This window comes from Aeromonas sp. MdU4 (assembly GCF_041929505.1).
Taxonomy (GTDB): Bacteria; Pseudomonadota; Gammaproteobacteria; order Enterobacterales; family Aeromonadaceae; genus Aeromonas.
Window position 1 is genome coordinate 32,925 of the sequence record NZ_JBHFMW010000024.1, and the last position, 18,273, is coordinate 51,197.

Genomic DNA, 18,273 nt, shown 5'->3' on the forward strand with positions numbered 1-18,273 from the left:
TGTGCCACAAGGGCGAGTGAAGGGCGCCAGCCTTGCTGAATTTAGTTTCAATCAGCTGTATGAAACTTGTGATTGGATTGTTAAGATGTGGCGAAATGAGGTCAGACCTCTCCCTTTTAGTCTTCTCGTTTAACCAAGGAGCCAGGATGAAAGAGCCACTGAAACTGACGACTCGCCAGGGCGAACGGATCGCCGTCGTGGCGGGTCTGCGAACCCCTTTTGCCAAGCAGGCGACCGCCTATCATGGCGTTCCTGCGGTGGATCTCGGCAAGCTGGTGGTGAGCGAGCTGCTCGCCCGCACCGATCTCGATCCCAAACTTATCGACCAGCTGGTGTTTGGCCAGGTGGTTCAGATGCCGGAAGCCCCCAACATCGCTCGTGAAATCGTGCTTGGCACCGGTATGAGCGTCAATACCGATGCCTATAGCGTCTCTCGTGCCTGCGCTACCAGTTTTCAGGCGGTGGCCAATGTCACCGAATCCATCATGGCTGGTACGGTAGATATCGCCATCGCCGGTGGCGCCGACTCCTCCTCCGTGCTGCCCATCGGGGTGAGCAAGAAGCTGGCCCGTGCTCTGGTGGATCTCAACAAGGCGCGCAATCTGCAGCAGCGCTTCAATATTCTGCGCCAGCTACGGGTCAAGGATCTGCTGCCGGTGCCGCCCGCTGTGGCCGAGTATTCGACTGGCCTCTCCATGGGGCAGACCGCTGAGCAGATGGCCAAGAGCCACCAGATCAGCCGCGAGGCGCAAGATGCGCTGGCGCACCGCTCCCATACCCTGGCCGCACAAGCCTGGGCCGAGGGCAAGCTGAGCGGCGAGGTATTCACCGCCCACGTACCGCCCTACAAGTCTCCGCTGGAGCGGGACAACAATATCCGTGAAAGTTCCGATCTGGCGAGCTATGCCAAGCTCAAGCCGGTGTTTGACCGGGTACATGGCACCGTGACTGCCGCCAATGCTACCCCGCTTACCGATGGCGCTGCCGCCGTGTTGCTGATGCGGGAAGGGCGGGCGAAAGAGCTGGGCCTGGAACCGCTCGGCTATATCCGCAGCTTCGCATTCTCGGCTATCGATGTGTGGCAAGACATGCTGATGGGTCCCTCCTATGCCTCGCCACTGGCGCTGGACAGAGCTGGTATCACGCTCAGCGATCTCACCCTGATCGACATGCACGAAGCCTTTGCCGCCCAGACCCTGGCCAACCTCAAGATGTTTGCAAGTAAAGAGTTTGCCCGTGACAAGCTGGGCCGCGATCAGGCCATCGGCGAGGTGGATATGGATAAGTTCAACGTCCTCGGTGGCTCGCTGGCCTTTGGCCACCCCTTTGCCGCGACCGGTGCGCGGATGATCACCCAGACACTGCATGAACTGCGTCGTCGCGGTGGGGGATTTGGGCTCAACACCGCCTGTGCGGCGGGTGGGCTTGGCGTGGCCATGGTGCTGGAGGTTGAATGATGAGCGCGAATACTTTTTCTCTGGAGATCCGAAAGGACGGCATCGGCATTTTGACCATGGATGTGCCGGGCGAGAGCATGAATACCCTGAAAGCCGCCTTTGTGGAGGAGATCCGCACCGTGCTGGCCGAGGTAAAACGCAACAAGGATTTGATCGGTCTGGTGATCACCTCCGGCAAGAAGGACTCCTTCATCGCCGGGGCTGACATCACCATGCTGGCCGCTTGCCGCAGTGCTCAGGATGCCGAGACGCTGTCGCGGGAAGGGCAGGTTATCTTTGCCGAGATCGAGGGGCTGACCATTCCGGTGATCGCCGCTATTCACGGTCCTTGCCTCGGCGGCGGGCTGGAGCTGGCATTGGCATGCCATGGCCGAGTGGTAACCGATCATGGCAAAACCGTGCTTGGTCTGCCCGAGGTGCAACTTGGCTTGCTGCCGGGTTCCGGTGGTACCCAGCGTTTGCCGCGCCTCATCGGGGTGGCCAAGGCGCTGGATCTGATGCTGACCGGCAAGCAGGTGCGGGCCAAGCAGGCCAAAAAATTGGGGCTGGTGGACGATGTGGTGCCGCTCTCCATCCTGCTGGATGCCGCAATCAAGCTGGCCAAGAAGGGGAAGCCCCGTCACGAGTTGAAGCGGGATCTGCAGGGCAAGCTGCTGGAGACCAACAAGCTTGGCCGCAAGGTGCTGTTTGATCAGGCGCGCAAAGGGGTGATGAGCAAAACACGGGGTAACTATCCTGCGCCTGAGCGGATCCTGGATGTGGTGCGCATCGGTGTAGAGGAGGGGATGCAGGCCGGCCTGGCCGCCGAGTCCCGCCACTTCGGCGAGCTGGTGATGACAGCTGAGTCTGCCGCTCTGCGCTCGATCTTCTTTGCCACCACTGAAATGAAGAAAGAGGTCACCTATCAGGGGGCTGAGCCGCGCAAGGTGGGTCACGCAGCCGTGCTGGGTGGTGGTCTGATGGGTGGCGGTATCGCCTTCGTTACCGCCACCAAGGCGGGCATACCGGTACGGATCAAGGATGTGGCAAGCACCGGTATTGGCAATGCCATGCGCTATAGCTACGACATCCTGGCCAAGAAACTCAAGCGCCGTCATATCCTGCGCAGCGAGCTTGAAAAGCAGATGAGCCTGCTGACTGGTACCCTCGACTACTCCGGCTTCCACCGCGTTGACATGGTGGTGGAGGCGGTGTTTGAAGATCTCAATCTCAAACACCAGATGGTCAAGGATGTGCAGCGTGAGTGCGGTGAACACACGGTGTTTGCCTCCAATACCTCGTCACTGCCCATCAACCAGATCGCAGCGGAGGCGGCACATCCGGAGCGGGTCGTGGGGCTGCACTACTTCAGTCCGGTCGACAAGATGCCGCTGGCAGAGATCATCCCCCATGCCGGTACCAGTGCCGAAACCGTGGCTACTACTCTGGCCTTTGCCCGGGCTCAGGGCAAGACCCCGATCGTGGTGAAAGACGAAGCTGGTTTTTACGTCAACCGCATTCTGGCTCCCTACATGAACGAAGCGGCGCGTCTGGTGCTGGAAGGGGAGCCGGTAGAGGTGCTGGATAGCGCACTGCTCGATTTCGGTTTCCCGGTTGGCCCCATCACCCTGCTCGACGAAGTGGGCATCGATGTGGGCGCCAAGATCTCGCCCATCCTCGAGAAAGAGCTGGGTGGCGAGCAGTTCCAGGCACCCAAGGCGTTCGACAAGCTGCTGCAAAACGATCGCAAGGGGCGCAAGAACGGCAAGGGCTTCTACCTCTATGGTAAGGCTGCCAAAGGCAAGAAAAAGGTGGATGAGAGCGTCTACGATGTGCTGGGGATCAAGCCTTCTCCCAAGCTTGCCAAACAGGAGATTGCCGAGCGTTGCGTGCTGCTGATGCTCAACGAAGCGGCCATGACTCTCGACAGCGGTGTGGTTGCATCGGCCCGAGACGGAGATATCGGTGCCATCTTCGGCATCGGTTTCCCGCCCTTCCTTGGCGGTCCATTCCGCTACATGGATAAGCTCGGGATCGATCATCTGGTTGGTCGTCTGGAGTATTACCAGAAACGTCACGGTGAGCGTTTCGCCCCCTGTGCCCGTCTCAAGGCGATGGCCGCGGAGCAGCAGACTTTCTACTGATAATCGTTGCAGATTGACCGCAAGGCAAAGAGGCTCGCACACCATGCGGGCCTCTTTCTATGGGGGATTTGTCCGAGTTGTACGGCTTGGGCTGAGATGATACTGGCAGAGGCGAAAGCCGATAAAAAACGGCCCACCGAAGTGGGCCGTCGAGGTATCACATCACGCGTCAGATCCCCGGCTTGCGTTCCGGGCAGCGACCGATGATATCGGGTGGCAGATCTCCGTTGTCCTGCTCCAGCACCACATCGAATCCCCACAGCTGATGGAGGTGTTTGAGCACCTCGTGGCGCGAATCACCAAGGGGAATACGGTTGTGTGGCACATAGCGCAAGGTTAGGGAGCGATCCCCTTTTACCGCTACGTTGTAGACCTGAATGTTGGGCTCCAGATTGCTCAGGTTGTACTGGGCCGACAGGGTATTGCGCACCTGACGATAGCCTTCGTCATTGTGGATGGCGGAGACCTTGATGTAGTTTTTCAGGTCGTCGTCATCAATGGCGAACAGCTTCATGTCGCGCATCACCTTGGGACTCAGGAACTGGCTGATAAAGCTCTCGTCCTTGAAGTTCTGCATGGCAAAATGCAGGGTTTCAACCCAGTTGCTGCCCGCATAATCGGGGAACCACTGTCTGTCCTCCTCGGTCGGGTTTTCGCAGATGCGGCGCAGGTCGGTAAACATGGCAAACCCCAGAGCATAGGGGTTTATCCCCGAGAAATAGCGACTGTTGTAGGCCGGTTGATAGACCACATTGGTGTGACTGTGCAGCACCTCCATCATGAAGCGATCGCTTAGCTTGCCCTCGTCATAGAGGTGATTGAGGATGGTGTAGTGCCAGAAGGTAGCCCACCCCTCGTTCATCACCTGGGTCTGCTTTTGCGGATAGAAGTATTGGCTGATCTTGCGCACGATACGCACTATCTCGCGCTGCCAGGGTTCCAGCAGGGGCGCATTCTTTTCTATGAAGTAGAGAATGTTCTCCTGAGGTTCGGCAGGGTAGCGCCTGTCCTCCACTCCGGCCGCTTTATGCTGCTTGGGCAGGGTGCGCCACAGCTCGTTGACTTGGGTTTGCAGATAGTCTTCGCGCGCCTTCTGGCGCCGTTTCTCCTCCGCCATCGAGATCTTCTGCGGCCGTTTATAACGATCCACCCCGTAGTTCATCAGGGCATGGCAGGAGTCGAGCAGCTGTTCTACCGCCTCGATGCCGTGCTTCTCTTCACATTCGGTGATGTATTTTTTGGCAAACAGCAGGTAGTCGATGATGGAGGAGGCATCGGTCCACGCCTTGAACAGGTAGTTGTTCTTGAAGAAGGAGTTATGGCCGTAGCAGGCGTGGGCCATTACCAGTGCCTGCATCGGCATGGTGTTCTCCTCCATCAGGTAGGCGATGCAGGGATCCGAGTTGATGACGATCTCGTAGGCCAACCCCATCTGGCCACGCTTGTAGTTACGCTCGGTGTGGATGAAACGCTTGCCGAACGACCAGTGTTGATAGCCGATGGGCATACCGACGCTGGAGTAGGCATCCATCATCTGCTCGGCGGTGATCACCTCGATCTGGTTGGGGTAGGTGTCCAGCTTGTAGAAACGAGCGACCCGGGCGATCTCCTGATGATAGGTCTCCAGCAGATCGAAGTTCCAGTCTGGTCCATCATCCAGTGGCGCTACATGTTTTTCAGTTTCGATCATGTGACCTCCTCACGCCGCTTGTTTCTTGAACAGCTCGCGGAACACCGGATAGATATCCTCGACCTTGCGAATGTGCTCCATCGCAAAGTGGGGGAACTGGCTGGCTACCGACTCATATTCGTGCCACAGAGTCTGATGGGCACGGGTAGTTATCTCGATGTAGGAGTAGTAGCGCACCCTGGGCATGATGTCTCGCGCTAGGATCTCCCGGCATTGTGGTGAGTCATCTGCCCAGTTGTCGCCATCCGATGCCTGCGCTGCATAGATGTTCCACTGGTTGGCCGGATAGCGTTCGTTAATGATGTCGTTCATCATCTTGAGCGCACTGGAGACGATGGTACCGCCAGTCTCCTGGGAGTAGAAAAACTCGTGTTCGTCCACCTCCTTGGCCTGGGTGTGATGGCGGATATAGACCACTTCGACGTTTTTGTAGCTTCGACTCAGGAACAGATAGAGCAGGATATAAAAACGCTTGGCCATCTCCTTGGTGGCCTGGTCCATGGAGCCAGAGACGTCCATCAGGCAGAACATCACCGCCTGGCTGGAGGGGACGGGTCGCTTGACGAAGTTGTTGAACTTGAGATCGAAGGTGTCGATAAACGGCACCGCGTCGATCCGCCTTTTCAGCTCCCTGATCTCCTTCTCGAGCAGGGCTATTTCGGCAAAATGTTCGTTGGGATCCGTGGCCAGCAAGGCCAGCCGATCTTCCAGTTCATGTAGCTGGCGCTTTTTGCCTGCCTGCAGCGCCATGCGTCGTGCCAGCGAATTTTGCAGCGAACGCACCACGTTGATGTTGGCGGGCACCCCGTTAGAGGTGTAGCCCGCCCGATAGGTTTTCATCTCCATCAGCTGGTTGAGCTGGGTTTTCTGGAGCCGCGGTAGCTCCAGATCTTCAAACAGCAGGTCGAGATACTCATCCTTGGAGATCTGGAACACGAAATCATCGGCTCCTTCACCCTGATTGGATGCCTGTCCCTCGCCGGAACCTTGCCCACCGCCCCCTCCTTTGGGGCGGTCAATCTTGTCGCCAGAGACGAATTGATCGTTGCCGGGATGCACCATATCCCGTTTACCGCCGTGCCCCTGATGGAAATGGGGTTCGCCGATATCCTTGGTCGGGATGCTGATGCTCTCGCCCTTGTCTACGTCCTGAATGCTGCGCTTGGAGACAGCATCCGAGACCGCTTGTTTTATCTGCTTCTTGTAGCGGCGGATGAAGCGCTGCCGATTGACAGCGCTTTTGTTTTTGCCGTTGAGCCTGCGGTCGATAAAATGCGCCATAACTCCCCCTTGAACCGTCAGGGTCAGGATGACTTGCGTACCCTGAGATACCATTCGGAGAGCAGTCGCACCTGTTTACGGGTGTAGCCTTTCTCCATCATCCGTTCGACAAAGTTATCGTGCTTCTTCTGCTCCTCTGCCGAGGTTTTGCTGTTGAAGGAGATAACCGGCAGCAGCTCTTCCGTGTTGGAGAACATCTTCTTCTCGATCACGGTGCGCAGCTTCTCGTAACTGGTCCAGTTGGGGTTACGGCCTGCATTGTTGGCCCGGGCCCGCAGCACGAAGTTGACGATTTCGTTACGGAAATCTTTCGGGTTGCTGATCCCGGCGGGTTTCTCAATTTTCTCCAGCTCGCTGTTGAGCGACGCGCGATCAAACAGCTGGCCGGTTTCGGGGTCACGGTACTCCTGATCCTGGATCCAGAAGTCGGCGTAGGTGACGTAGCGATCGAAGATGTTCTGGCCGTACTCGGAGTAGGACTCGAGATAGGCGGTCTGGATCTCCTTGCCGATGAACTCCACATAGCGCGGGGTCAGATAGCCCTTGATGAACTCAAGGTAGCGATCATGCAGCTCTTGCGGGAATTGCTCGCGCTCGATCTGTTGCTCCAGTACATAGAAGAGGTGCACCGGGTTGGCTGCCACTTCCGCGTGGTCGAAGTTGAAGACGCGGGAGAGGATCTTGAACGCAAAGCGGGTAGAGAGACCATTCATCCCTTCGTCTACGCCTGCGTAGTCGCGATACTCCTGGTAGCTTTTCGCCTTCGGATCGGTGTCTTTGAGGCTCTCGCCGTCATAGACCCGCATCTTGGAGTAGATACTGGAGTTTTCCGGCTCTTTCAGGCGTGACAGCACCGAGAACTGGCCGAGCAGCTCGAGGGTGCCCGGGGCACATTTGGCCTCGGTCAGCTCACTGTTGACCAACAGCTTCTCGTAGATCTTCACCTCTTCCGAAACGCGCAGGCAGTAAGGCACCTTGACGATGTAAACACGGTCGAGGAAAGCCTCGTTGTTCTTGTTGTTACGGAATTGCTGCCACTCTGATTCGTTGGAGTGGGCCAGCAGAATGCCGTCGAAGGGGAGGGCAGAGAGCCCCTCGGTGCCGTTGTAGTTCCCTTCCTGGGTTGCAGTCAGCAGTGGGTGCAATACCTTGATGGGCGCCTTGAACATCTCGACGAACTCCATCATCCCCTGGTTCGCCTTGCACAGTGCTCCCGAGTAGGAGTAGGCATCGGCATCATCCTGGGCGAAGTGCTCCAGCATGCGAATATCGACCTTGCCGACCAGAGAGGAGATGTCCTGGTTGTTGTCATCGCCCGGTTCGGTCTTGGCGATGGCAATCTGATCGAGGATCGACGGGTTGACCTTCTCAACCTTGAACTTGCTGATGTCGCCACCAAACTCGTGCAGTCGCTTGGCCGCCCAGGGTGACATGATGGGACGCAGGTAGCGGCGCGGGATGCCGTACTCTTTTTCCAGGATCTCCCCATCCTCTTCGATATCGAACAGGCAGAAGGGGTGATCGTTGACTGGTGAACCCTTGATGCGATAGATGGGTACCTTCTGCATCAGGGATTTGAGCTTCTCTGCCAGCGAGGATTTACCACCGCCAACGGGGCCCAGCAGATAGAGGATCTGTTTCTTCTCCTCCAGTCCCTGTGCGGAGTGCTTGAGGTAGGAGACGATCTGCTCGATCGCCTCTTCCATCCCGTAGAAATCCTTGAACGCGGGATAGCGTGCCACGACACGGTTTGAGAAAAGTCGGCTCAGTCTGGGGTTGGCAGAGGTGTCTACCATCTCAGGTTCACCGATGGCGGTCAGCAGACGTTCGGCAGCAGATGCGTAGCAGGATTTGTCCTGTTTGCACATGTCCAGAAACTCCTGGATGGTGTACTCCTCTTCCCTTGCCTTTTCGTATCGCTGTTGGTAGTGCTCGAAGATGCCCATAACTTTGCCCTCGTTATAGTCGCTTACCCTGAAAAAGTGGATGGCTGCTTTTGTGTTGTTCGCTGTTAAAGCCTAGTCAACAGCCTTCAGTAATCCATCACGGTCCATTGGTTAAATTCTGAAGAAACCTGCCCGATCCTTGTGCGGGGAGGGTCAGTCCGCAACACCGCTATGTTACTGACTGTTAAATTATTTTTGCCACGATAGTGAGGTAAATGTCAAAGACATAAAAAATAAATGTTTAAGAAAAACAGGAAACATGATGCAAAAGAGGGCGTGTGTCGGGCGAAAGGCTATCGTGCTGCGGGTCAGCGAGATGATGGATACAAATGGTATTACGTGGACGTCAACGTAAATGGTCTTGTTTGGATTTTTTGCTCTAATTTTTACATTGACGCTACATTTGTGGTGTCCTAGATTGGCGATGTGTGAGCGGCAAGACGCTTTAGCAAGAGAGTTGACTGTTGCTTCACCAAGCTCTGTTTAAGCACGTTTCCGTTGGCTTGACCCTCGCAATCGCGAGGGTCTTCTTTTTTCTGCGTCTGTAGAGGTGAATTTCTACTGGCGGGTATGGATGCCATCAGTGGTTACAGTTCAAGGATAGGCTTGCTGCACAGCTGCCAGGACGCAGGCAAACGGGTGAGTGGCTAGTTGGCCAGCACCCGGCAGTGATTTGGCCTTGACCCGGCTGGTAAGCGGCGTGGCGATACCGCATAGAAAACGGGCCAGTACCCGGGCATCTACTGAGCCGGTTTTGGCAATGAGCGGATCGCACCAGATTCGGATACCCGCCTCGTTTGGCATGGTCAGCTGGGGAAGGGGAGGCAGTTGCGCCACCTCACCGCGGCAAACCGAGCAGTGGCCGCAGTGAACCGGCGCCGCCTCATCGGCGAAATAGCGGGCGAGGCGGTGGCTCAGGCACTTATGAGAGGTGAAAAAGTCGAGCATGGCTTGCAAGCGTGCCAGTTCGCTCTGTTCTTTTTGCAAAAATAGCGCGTGCAGGGCACTTGCTTCCTGCTCGCTATCCCATCCCTGGCGGGTGATCCGGTAGACTTCGGTCATCTGCTTGCTTTCCAGCTCGATCCAGCCCTGTTGCTGCAGGTAGTCAAGCGCCGCAACGGCCCGCTGCCGTTCCCCCTGATAGCCCTGCCAGAGAGCGTCAAAGTCCATGGTGCACCAGCTGCGGGCTTGTGGGGCGCAGGCGAACAGTTGCTCCAGAAACTGGCGACGATCCGGATTGAAACGGTTCAGTATTTCGTTTTTATCCAGTACAAATTTGAAGCGATAGTCGGCGTAGTAGCTGTAGGCCGGAGTGATGATGCCCGCCATCTCCAGATAGACCAGCAGGGTTTTAAGGGGCAACTGGCGAATGTTGGTGTCGTTGGCGAGGCGCAACAGGGTGAATTCCCACTCGCTCCCGCTCTGTCCGATGATGGCAAGCAGTTGAAGGATGGCACTCAAATCCGGCGTATCGCCGTAGACGAAGTTCTCCAGTACCGGCAGCTGGCTCTGGTTGGCCAGCACGATACAGCGGGATGGTTGGCCATCTCGTCCGGCGCGCCCAATCTCCTGGCTGTAGTTTTCAATGGATTTGGGCAGGTCATAGTGGATCACCCGCCGGATATCGGCCTTGTCGATCCCCATACCAAAGGCGATGGTGGTGGCGATGCAATCCACCTTGCCGGTCATGAAGTCGTGCTGGATCTGGCTGCGCAGTACAGAGTCGAGTCCGGCATGATAGGCGCGGGCGTTGATCCCCTGTCGTATTAGCTGCTCTGCGCAGGTTTCGGCGGTGTGCTGCAAGGTGACATAGACGATGGTGGGGGCCGTCGGATCTTGGGCCAGTGCCTGAAAGAGCCAGCCATCCCGCGCGTCGGGAGCCAGTGGCATGACCGCCAGATCCAGATTGGGGCGATAGAAACCGGTGACCACGACCCCTTCAGGTTCAATGCCAAATTTGGCCTGCATATCGTGGATGACTGCCGGGGTTGCGGTAGCGGTCAGCAGCAACACCTGCGGGATCTTCAGCTCATGGCGGTAGCGCGGCAGTTTGAGATAGTCGGGACGAAAGTTGTGGCCCCACTCCGAGATGCAGTGCGCCTCATCCACCACCAGCAGTGACAGGGGAACCTGCTGGATAAAGCGGCGAAAGCGCTCGTTCTTGAGCCGCTCCACCGAAATCATCAGGATCTTGAGTTTGCCATCCAGCGCCTGCTGCATCACCAGGCGGCTCTCCTCCGGACTCTGGCTCGAGTCGAGGGTGGCGGCGCTTATCCCCTTGCTTTTGAGGAAAGCGAGCTGATCGTGCATCAGCGCCAGCAGCGGTGAGATAACCAGCGTCAGATGGGGTAAGGCGAGGGCGGGTAGTTGATAACAGAGGGACTTGCCGGAGCCGGTGGGAAAGATCGCGGCGGCACTCTGGCCAGCCAGCACCCGGCTGATGACGGCATCCTGTCCGGGTCTGAGTTCGGCGAAACCAAAATATTGGTTGAGCAGGGATGGGATCATGGCAAGGCTCCGCAGCAAATGGGGGATGATAGCACAGCCCCCTCCATCCCGGATGGTGGCCGATGGTGAAAGCAGATAGTGGCTGTAAAATGTACAAAAAACGTCAGTTACGTCACGGTTAAAATTTTGTTGCGGTTTTCTGTGGTGAAAACGGGATATTTTTTGGTGGGTCTCTGGAAAAAAAAGATGGCGAATGGGATATTCCATGTCGCAATCCGGTTACGGCAGGATCGGCCCGACAGAAGGCTGGCCGTCGTCATCACATTCAGCGCGATTGATCGCGCCCGAATGAGAGGTTGCAGACAGGACTCATGATTCATGCACTGCGGTGCCTAGGGACATTTTTGATGACACAACAACACCCCCTCCTTCGGCTGGTCAATAGCACCAGTCTGGTCAGCCAGATCATGGTTGGTCTGGTATTCGGTATCTTGCTGGCACTGTTTGCGCCCGAGTGGGCCAAAACGGCAGGTCTGCTCGGCAGCCTGTTTGTCGGCGCCTTGAAAGCGGTGGCGCCATTACTGGTATTCGTACTGGTGATGGCTGCGATCCTCGGTCACAAGCAGGGTCAAAAGACCAACATGCGACCGATCCTGCTGCTCTACCTGTTTGGCACCTTCTCTGCGGCGGTGGTCGCGGTGGTTGCCAGCTTCCTGTTCCCTTCCAACTTGCATCTGGTTGCCAATACGGCAGAGATCACCCCGCCGGGTGGTATCACCGAAGTGTTGCAGACCCTGCTGTTCAACGTGGTGACCAATCCGGTCAAGGCGCTACTGGATGCCAACTATATCGGGATCCTCGCCTGGGCTATTGGCTTGGGGCTGGCAATGCGCCATGCCAATGAGAGTACCAAGGCACTGATCACCGATCTCTCCCATGGGGTCTCCACCATCGTGAAGGCGGTGATCCGCTGTGCCCCGCTCGGGATTCTGGGTCTGGTCGCCTCTACCCTGGCCGAAACCGGCTTTGACGCCTTGTTTGGCTATGCCCAACTGCTGGTGGTGTTGATCGGCTGCATGCTGTTTATCGCCTTCGTGGTCAATCCGCTGATCGTGTTCTGGAAGATCAAGCGTAATCCCTATCCGTTGGTGCTGACCTGCCTCAAAGAGAGCGGTGTGACCGCCTTCTTTACCCGCAGCTCTGCCGCCAACATTCCGGTCAATATGGCGCTGTGTGAAAAACTGCGTCTGCCGGAAGATACTTATGCCGTCTCCATTCCGTTGGGGGCCACCATCAACATGGCTGGTGCAGCCATCACCATTACCGTGCTCTCCATGGCGGCGGTACATACCCTGGGGATGGATGTGGATCTGGCAACGGCCGTACTGCTCTCGGTGGTTGCCACCATCAGTGCCTGTGGTGCATCCGGTGTGGCCGGTGGCTCCTTGCTGTTGATTCCGCTGGCGTGCAGTCTGTTTGGTATCAGCAACGATATCGCCATGCAGGTCGTTGCGGTCGGCTTTATCATCGGTGTGTTGCAGGATTCTGCCGAGACGGCTCTCAATAGTTCGACCGATGTGCTGTTCACCGCGGCAGCCTGTATGGCGGAGGATGAAACCTTGCATCACGTGGCACCGATGCCAAGCCGCGAAGCCTGATCCCGCTACGGCGAGTATCGAAATATGCTGGCGCCCTCTTCGGAGGGCGCTTTTTATTGGCGGTTTTGGGGCGCTGTTATACCCGCGCTAGTCCTTCAGTGGCACAGATGCTTAATCCTTGATGCTTTGTTGGCTGCGATCTTTTGCCGCCAGCATTCAGCAGCTGTGGTTTGCTGTGAGGAGTCTGTGCCGCTTGCCGTGACACCTCAGAGGGTCGGGGAGGGGTAAACACAACCAAGGCCACAGGATGGGGGATAGAGGGGCATCAACCGTATCAGGTCATGAAACATGAGTCTGGTGAGCCTGGACATTCAGCGTGTTGAGCGGTGAGTTCAGGGTGATAGCAGACGGGCAGGTGACCGAGATAAAAAAAGCCAGCCGAATGTTCGGCTGGCTTATTGCTATCAGAGAGAGGGGGAGTGATTAACCGATCAGCTGATAGAGGATGGCGGAGATAGCAATCAGGCCCATCACGGTCACGAAGGCATTGCTGATGTGGCCCTGATATTTCGCCATGGCCGGAACACGCTTGATGGCGTACATCGGCATGATGAACAAGATTGTCGCGATGATCGGGCCGCCCAGCGATTCAATCATGCCCAGGATGGAGGGGTTGGCAATGGCCGTGCCCCACAGGGTCAGGATGAAGAAGGCGATGATAAACATCTCGACTTTCTTGGCGTTCGGCTCTTTACCGGACTTGCGCATGTTCTGCACGATCATCCCTTTCAGACCTTCGCGAGCCCCCAGATAGTGACCGAAGAAGGAAGATACGATGGCCACGAACGCTACCAGCGGGCCGAAGTAGGAGATGATGGGGCTCGCATGCTGGTTGGCCAGGTAGGAGAGCACAGCGATGTTCTGGGCTTTGGCTTCAGCCAGTTGCGCCGGTGTCAGGCTCATCACGCAGGAGAAGACGAAGAACATCACGAAACCCAGCAGTACCATAGCGGTACGCTTGAGGATGGCATCGGCTTTTTCGACAGCGTGTTCACCGTGATCACGGCGCTGGGCCAGTGAGAAGCTGGAGATGGCAGGGCTGTGGTTGAAGGAGAAGACCAGCACAGGAATCGTCAGCCACAGGGTGGTGGCGAAATCCTTGGCAGACGGTACTTGCGCCAGCGCAGCACCGGTCCAGTCCGGGATCAGATAGAGGGAGATACCGGCCAGAATGACGATGAGCGGGTAGACCAGGAACTCGGTCACTTTCAGCATCAGCTTTTCACCCGCCAGCATTACCGACATCATGCCCATGATCAGCACGATGGAGAGCAGCCAGCGTGGCGGGGCAACCATCTGCAACTGGTTGACCATAAAGCTCTCGACGGTATTGGTGATACCTACACCGTAGATCAGCACGATGGGGTAGATAGCGAAGAAGTAGAGCAGGGTGATCAATTTACCTGCACCCACGCCGAAGTGCTCTTCCACCACTTCGGTGATATCGGCGTTGGGTTTTTTGGAGGAGAGGACGAAACGGGCCAGGCCACGGTGTGCCAGATAGGTCATGGGACCGACCAGCAGAGCCATCACCACCAGCGGCCAGAAACCACCCATACCCGCGTTGATCGGCAGGAACAGGATCCCTGCACCAACGGCGGTACCGAACAGACTGATGACCCAGGTAGAGTCACGTTTTTCCCAACGAGCAGCTTGAGCAGAGCGGGTTCCTTGCTCTTTTGACGACGCAACTCCCTGCGTGCCAGTGACAGTATTAGACATTTATCTCACCCCGAATGTGTGGTTCTTATTGAGTCGGCGCAAGGATACGGTTTTTTTAATCAAAAATGTTGATCAAATTCATCTTTATGGAGTAAAAAACCGCGCTTTCTTATGGAAACGTGATCAAAACAGTAAAAATTCAATTTTTGTTTACCATTTAGCGCGTTAGTTTAATGTTAATGATTAAATTTGCCGGGTCGTAAGTGAGCTAATTGTTATGAAGAGAGGTGCCGGGCAAGTTGGCAGATCATGCTAGCCGTGGCACCCCAGATAAATTGTTGTTGCCAGGGGATCCAGTAGACAGTGTGCTGTTTCCCCCCTCTGGCAAGGGTTAGTGGGATGTGATTGCGCCGATCAAGCAGATGGGTCAATGGTACTTCGAACGCATGATCCACCTCATCCTGACTCAGGATGAGCGGGTAGTTGCCATCGAGCAGCCCCAGCACCGGCAGCACGTCGAATTGTGACACCGTGTTGAGCGGGTTGAGAGTACCGATCACCTCAATCATGCGCGCCGGAATGCCAAGCTCCTCCTCGGTTTCTCGCAGGGCTGTCGCAATCAGGGTCTCATCGCCAGGATCCTGGCGTCCGCCAGGAAAACTGATCTGTCCCGCATGGTGGCGCAGTCGGGCACTGCGACGGGTCAGCAGCACGGTGAGTTCCGCTTCTCGCATGACGACCGGGATCAATACCGCCGCCGGACTGAGCCCGCCAATAGCGAGGCGATGGGCCGGAGCGGGTTGCTGCAACTGGAAGCGGGTCAGCAGTTCGTGGCGATCCATGACGCGAGTTATCTCCTTCTTCGGTGCGAGGGGCTGTCGGGATCACTGCGCCGAGAGCAGCGGCAGGATGCGGGCGACCTTGTCATAGGTCTCCTGATATTCGCTGTCGGCATCGGAGTCGGCGATGATGCCGCCACCGGCCCAGCAGTGCAGGCGACCCGCCTCGGCGATCAGGGTACGAATACAGATGCTGGTGTCCATCCGGCCATGTTGGCTGAGATAACCGATGCTGCCGCAATAGGCGTTGCGTCGCTGAGGCTCCAACTCCTCAATGATAGCCATCGCGCGGATCTTGGGTGCTCCGGTAATGGAACCGCCCGGGAAGCAGGCGCGCAGCAGATCAACCCCTTGCCAGCGTGCATCCAGCTCACCGTGAATGGTGGAGACCAGATGGTGCACCGCCGGAAACGACTCCACCACAAACAGATGGGGCACGCTGACCGAGCCTGGCCGGCTGACCCGGCCGATGTCGTTGCGCAGCAGATCAACGATCATCAGATTCTCTGATCTGTCTTTGTCGGCCCAGGCCAATTCCAGCGCTACTTGCTGATCGGTTGCCAGATCAGGATGGCGAGGACGAGTGCCTTTAATTGGCTTGGTCTCGATATGGCGGTCATCGAGCAGCAAAAACCGCTCGGGAGAGAGACTCAATATCGCGCTATCTGGCAAGCGGACAAAGGCGGAGAAGGGGGCTTTATTGGCGGCAGCCAGCACACAGTAAGCCTGCCACTCATCGCCTTGGTATGGCGCGCTGAAACGCTGGGTCAAGTTGATCTGGTAGCAATCCCCGGCAGCAAGGTAGGCCTGAATACGGGCAAACTTCTCGCCATACTCCATGCGACTCATATTGCTCTGCCAGGGCCCCTGCAAGCTGAAGGTGGCGGTCGGCTTTGCCACCTGCTGTGCCAGCCAGCCAAGTCGTCTGGCAAGACCCGCTGCGTCACCCCAGTGCACCAGTTGCCAGGCTCCGGTCGCCACACTGCGCAGCAGGGCCCAGTCGTAGATCCCTACGGCCATATCGGGCACCGCAATATCGGCGGTCGCCTGTACGGGAAGACGTTCGAAGCGGCGGCCCAGATCATAGCCAAACAGGCCGAGGGCGCCGCCGATAAAGGGGAGGCGGGTTGCTCCCGGATCCTGCGCCCCCAGCAACTGTTGCTGGGTGCGCGCGAGCAGAGTGAGGGGGTCTTCGCTGTGTTCGCTGATATCAGTGCCGATGCGCAGGGTTGTCCGCTCGCCGCGGGTCTCGAGGGTCGCCAGCGGATCGGCAGTGATGATATCAAAGCCATTATCGGCCCCAAGCGGTCCTGCTGACTCCAGCAACATGGCCCAGGGTTGATGTTGCAGCACAGCGAACTGCGCGTGCAGAAGGGGAGTCTGTTCTAGATGATGAATATGCAGTTTTGGCGTCATTTTTTGTTACACAGGCAACAGTTTAGTCCCTGGACCCTAGTCGGTGCAGGTGGGCAAGCGTATCATAGGTGTCGGTGACTAAAGAAAAAACTGCTGTGTCGTTCGTTTTTTGCCGGTTGACAGTTTTTGGCTTGCACGGCTGCACAGCCCATCATATGGAAGCCCTTACCCTGCCGTTTGGTCGGGAAAAGGACCAGTGAGGATGATATGAGCATTATAAAAAAACAGGATTTCATCGATTCTATCGCAGATGCCCTCCAGTACATCTCCTATTACCACCCGTTGGATTTCGTTCAGGCAGCCAAAGCGGCTTATGACCGCGAGGCTAACCCGGCCGCCAAAGATGCGCTGGCCCAGATCCTGATCAACTCTCGCATGTCCGCCGAAGGCCACCGTCCGCTCTGCCAGGACACAGGTATCGTGACCTGTTTCGTCAAGATTGGTATGCAGGTTCAGTGGGACAGCGACATGACGGTGCAGGAGATGGTGGATGAAGGCACCCGTCGTGCTTACACCAATCCGGACAACCCGCTGCGCGCTTCCGTGCTGGCCGATCCGGCCGGTAGTCGCAAGAACACCAAAGATAACGCCCCGGCGGTCGTCCATATCGACATGATCCCCGGCAACAAGGTGGAAGTGAGCATCGCGGCCAAAGGCGGCGGCTCCGAGAACAAATCCAAGATGGTGATGCTCAATCCCTCTGACGATATCGTCGAGTGGGTGCTGAAAACCGTGCCGACCATGGGTGCTGGGTGGTGCCCGCCAGGCATGTTGGGCATCGGCATCGGTGGTACTGCCGAGAAAGCGGCAGTGCTGGCCAAAGAGGCGCTGATGGAGCACATCGACATTCAGGAGCTGATCGCCCGTGGTCCCGAGACCACCGAAGAGAAGCTGCGGGTCGAACTCTACGACAAGGTCAACAAGCTGGGGATCGGTGCCCAGGGTCTGGGTGGTCTGACTACCGTGCTGGATGTGAAGGTCAAATCCGCCCCCACTCACGCTGCCTCCAAGCCGGTAGTGATGATCCCCAACTGCGCTGCGACCCGTCACGTTCACTTTGAACTGGATGGCTCAGGCCCCGCCGAGCTGGCTCCGCCGAAACTGAGCGACTGGCCGGAGATCACCCGTGAAGCGGGTGGCAACGTGCGCCGTGTCAACGTTGATGGCATCACCAAGGCCGAGCTGGCCAGCTGGAAGAGCGGCGATACCGTGCTGCTGTCGGGCAAGATCCTCACCGGTCGCGATGCCGCCCACAAGCGCATCGCCGACATGCTGAAAAATGGCGAAGGGCTGCCGGAAGGGGTCGATTTCACCAACCGCTTCATCTACTACGTGGGTCCGGTCGATGCGGTGCGTGACGAAGTGGTCGGCCCGGCAGGTCCCACCACCTCCACCCGGATGGACAAGTTCACCGATATGATGCTGGGTGAAACCGGCCTTATCGGCATGATCGGCAAATCCGAGCGTGGCCCGAAAACCGTCGAGAGCATCAAGCAGCACAAGGCGGTCTATCTGATGGCGGTGGGCGGCGCAGCTTATCTGGTGGCGAAAGCCATCAAGAAGGCCCGTGTGGTCGCCTTTGCTGATCTCGGCATGGAGGCGATCTACGAGTTTGAAGTGGAAGATATGCCGGTGACCGTTGCGGTCGATTCCGAAGGCAACAATATCCACGAAACCGGCCCGGCCTACTGGTCTGCCAAAATTGCAGAGCTGGACGGCAAACTCTCCTCCTGAGTGACCGTTCCCTCTGCCG

11 protein-coding genes are annotated in these 18,273 nt (G+C 57.2%); 4 read left to right on the forward strand and 7 right to left on the reverse strand.

Annotation, left to right across the window (positions count from 1 at the left end):
* Positions 1–146: 146 nt before the first annotated feature.
* Entirely contained in the window at positions 147–1,457 is a 1,311-nt protein-coding gene (fadI, locus tag ACE1BR_RS13760; protein ID WP_374871170.1) for an acetyl-CoA C-acyltransferase FadI, read from the forward strand.
* Complete coding sequence (gene fadJ, locus ACE1BR_RS13765; RefSeq protein WP_374871172.1) at positions 1,457–3,580, forward strand: fatty acid oxidation complex subunit alpha FadJ; 2,124 nt, start codon at positions 1,457–1,459, stop codon at positions 3,578–3,580. The genes fadI and fadJ overlap by 1 nt, the downstream gene beginning before the upstream one ends.
* A 169-nt stretch (positions 3,581–3,749) precedes the next feature.
* Here the strand turns inward: fadJ and ACE1BR_RS13770 are convergent, their stop codons facing one another.
* The 4 genes from ACE1BR_RS13770 to ACE1BR_RS13785 all read right to left on the reverse strand — a co-directional run bounded on the left by ACE1BR_RS13770 (position 3,750) and on the right by ACE1BR_RS13785 (position 11,005).
* Positions 3,750–5,270: a SpoVR family protein gene (locus tag ACE1BR_RS13770; protein WP_374871174.1), complete on the reverse strand. Its 1,521-nt coding sequence runs from the start codon at positions 5,268–5,270 to the stop codon at positions 3,750–3,752.
* A 9-nt stretch (positions 5,271–5,279) separates the two neighbouring features.
* The gene (locus ACE1BR_RS13775; protein WP_374871176.1) at positions 5,280–6,551 is read right to left on the reverse strand and encodes a YeaH/YhbH family protein; all 1,272 of its coding nucleotides are present in this window, start codon (positions 6,549–6,551) and stop codon (positions 5,280–5,282) included.
* 23 nt (positions 6,552–6,574) lie between these two features.
* Positions 6,575–8,497 (reverse strand): PrkA family serine protein kinase, encoded by a 1,923-nt coding sequence (locus tag ACE1BR_RS13780; protein WP_374871178.1) that lies wholly within the window; start codon positions 8,495–8,497, stop codon positions 6,575–6,577.
* A 594-nt stretch (positions 8,498–9,091) separates the two neighbouring features.
* A complete protein-coding gene (locus ACE1BR_RS13785) occupies positions 9,092–11,005 on the reverse strand; it encodes an ATP-dependent DNA helicase RecQ (RefSeq protein WP_374871180.1) in 1,914 nt (637 codons plus the stop codon).
* A 347-nt stretch (positions 11,006–11,352) separates the two neighbouring features.
* Between ACE1BR_RS13785 and sstT the strand changes: the two genes are divergently transcribed.
* Entirely contained in the window at positions 11,353–12,603 is a 1,251-nt protein-coding gene (gene sstT, locus ACE1BR_RS13790) for a serine/threonine transporter SstT (RefSeq protein WP_374871182.1), read from the forward strand.
* Positions 12,604–13,026: 423 nt separating this feature from the next.
* Here sstT and ACE1BR_RS13795 read toward each other — a convergent pair whose 3' ends face one another.
* The 3 genes from ACE1BR_RS13795 to pabB all read right to left on the reverse strand — a co-directional run bounded on the left by ACE1BR_RS13795 (position 13,027) and on the right by pabB (position 16,433).
* Positions 13,027–14,325, reverse strand: a complete 1,299-nt coding sequence (locus tag ACE1BR_RS13795; protein ID WP_374871184.1) for a serine/threonine transporter — start codon at positions 14,323–14,325, stop codon at positions 13,027–13,029.
* 215 nt (positions 14,326–14,540) lie between these two features.
* Entirely contained in the window at positions 14,541–15,107 is a 567-nt protein-coding gene (locus ACE1BR_RS13800) for a CoA pyrophosphatase (protein WP_374871186.1), read from the reverse strand.
* 42 nt (positions 15,108–15,149) lie between these two features.
* On the reverse strand, positions 15,150–16,433 hold the full coding sequence (gene pabB, locus ACE1BR_RS13805; RefSeq protein WP_374871731.1) for an aminodeoxychorismate synthase component I: 1,284 nt from the start codon (positions 16,431–16,433) through the stop codon (positions 15,150–15,152).
* A gap of 294 nt (positions 16,434–16,727) precedes the next feature.
* On the opposite strand from pabB, the gene ACE1BR_RS13810 reads away from it, so the two are divergent.
* Positions 16,728–18,254, forward strand: coding sequence for a fumarate hydratase (locus ACE1BR_RS13810; protein ID WP_374871188.1), 1,527 nt, complete (start codon positions 16,728–16,730; stop codon positions 18,252–18,254).
* The last annotated feature ends 19 nt before the right edge of the window (positions 18,255–18,273 follow it).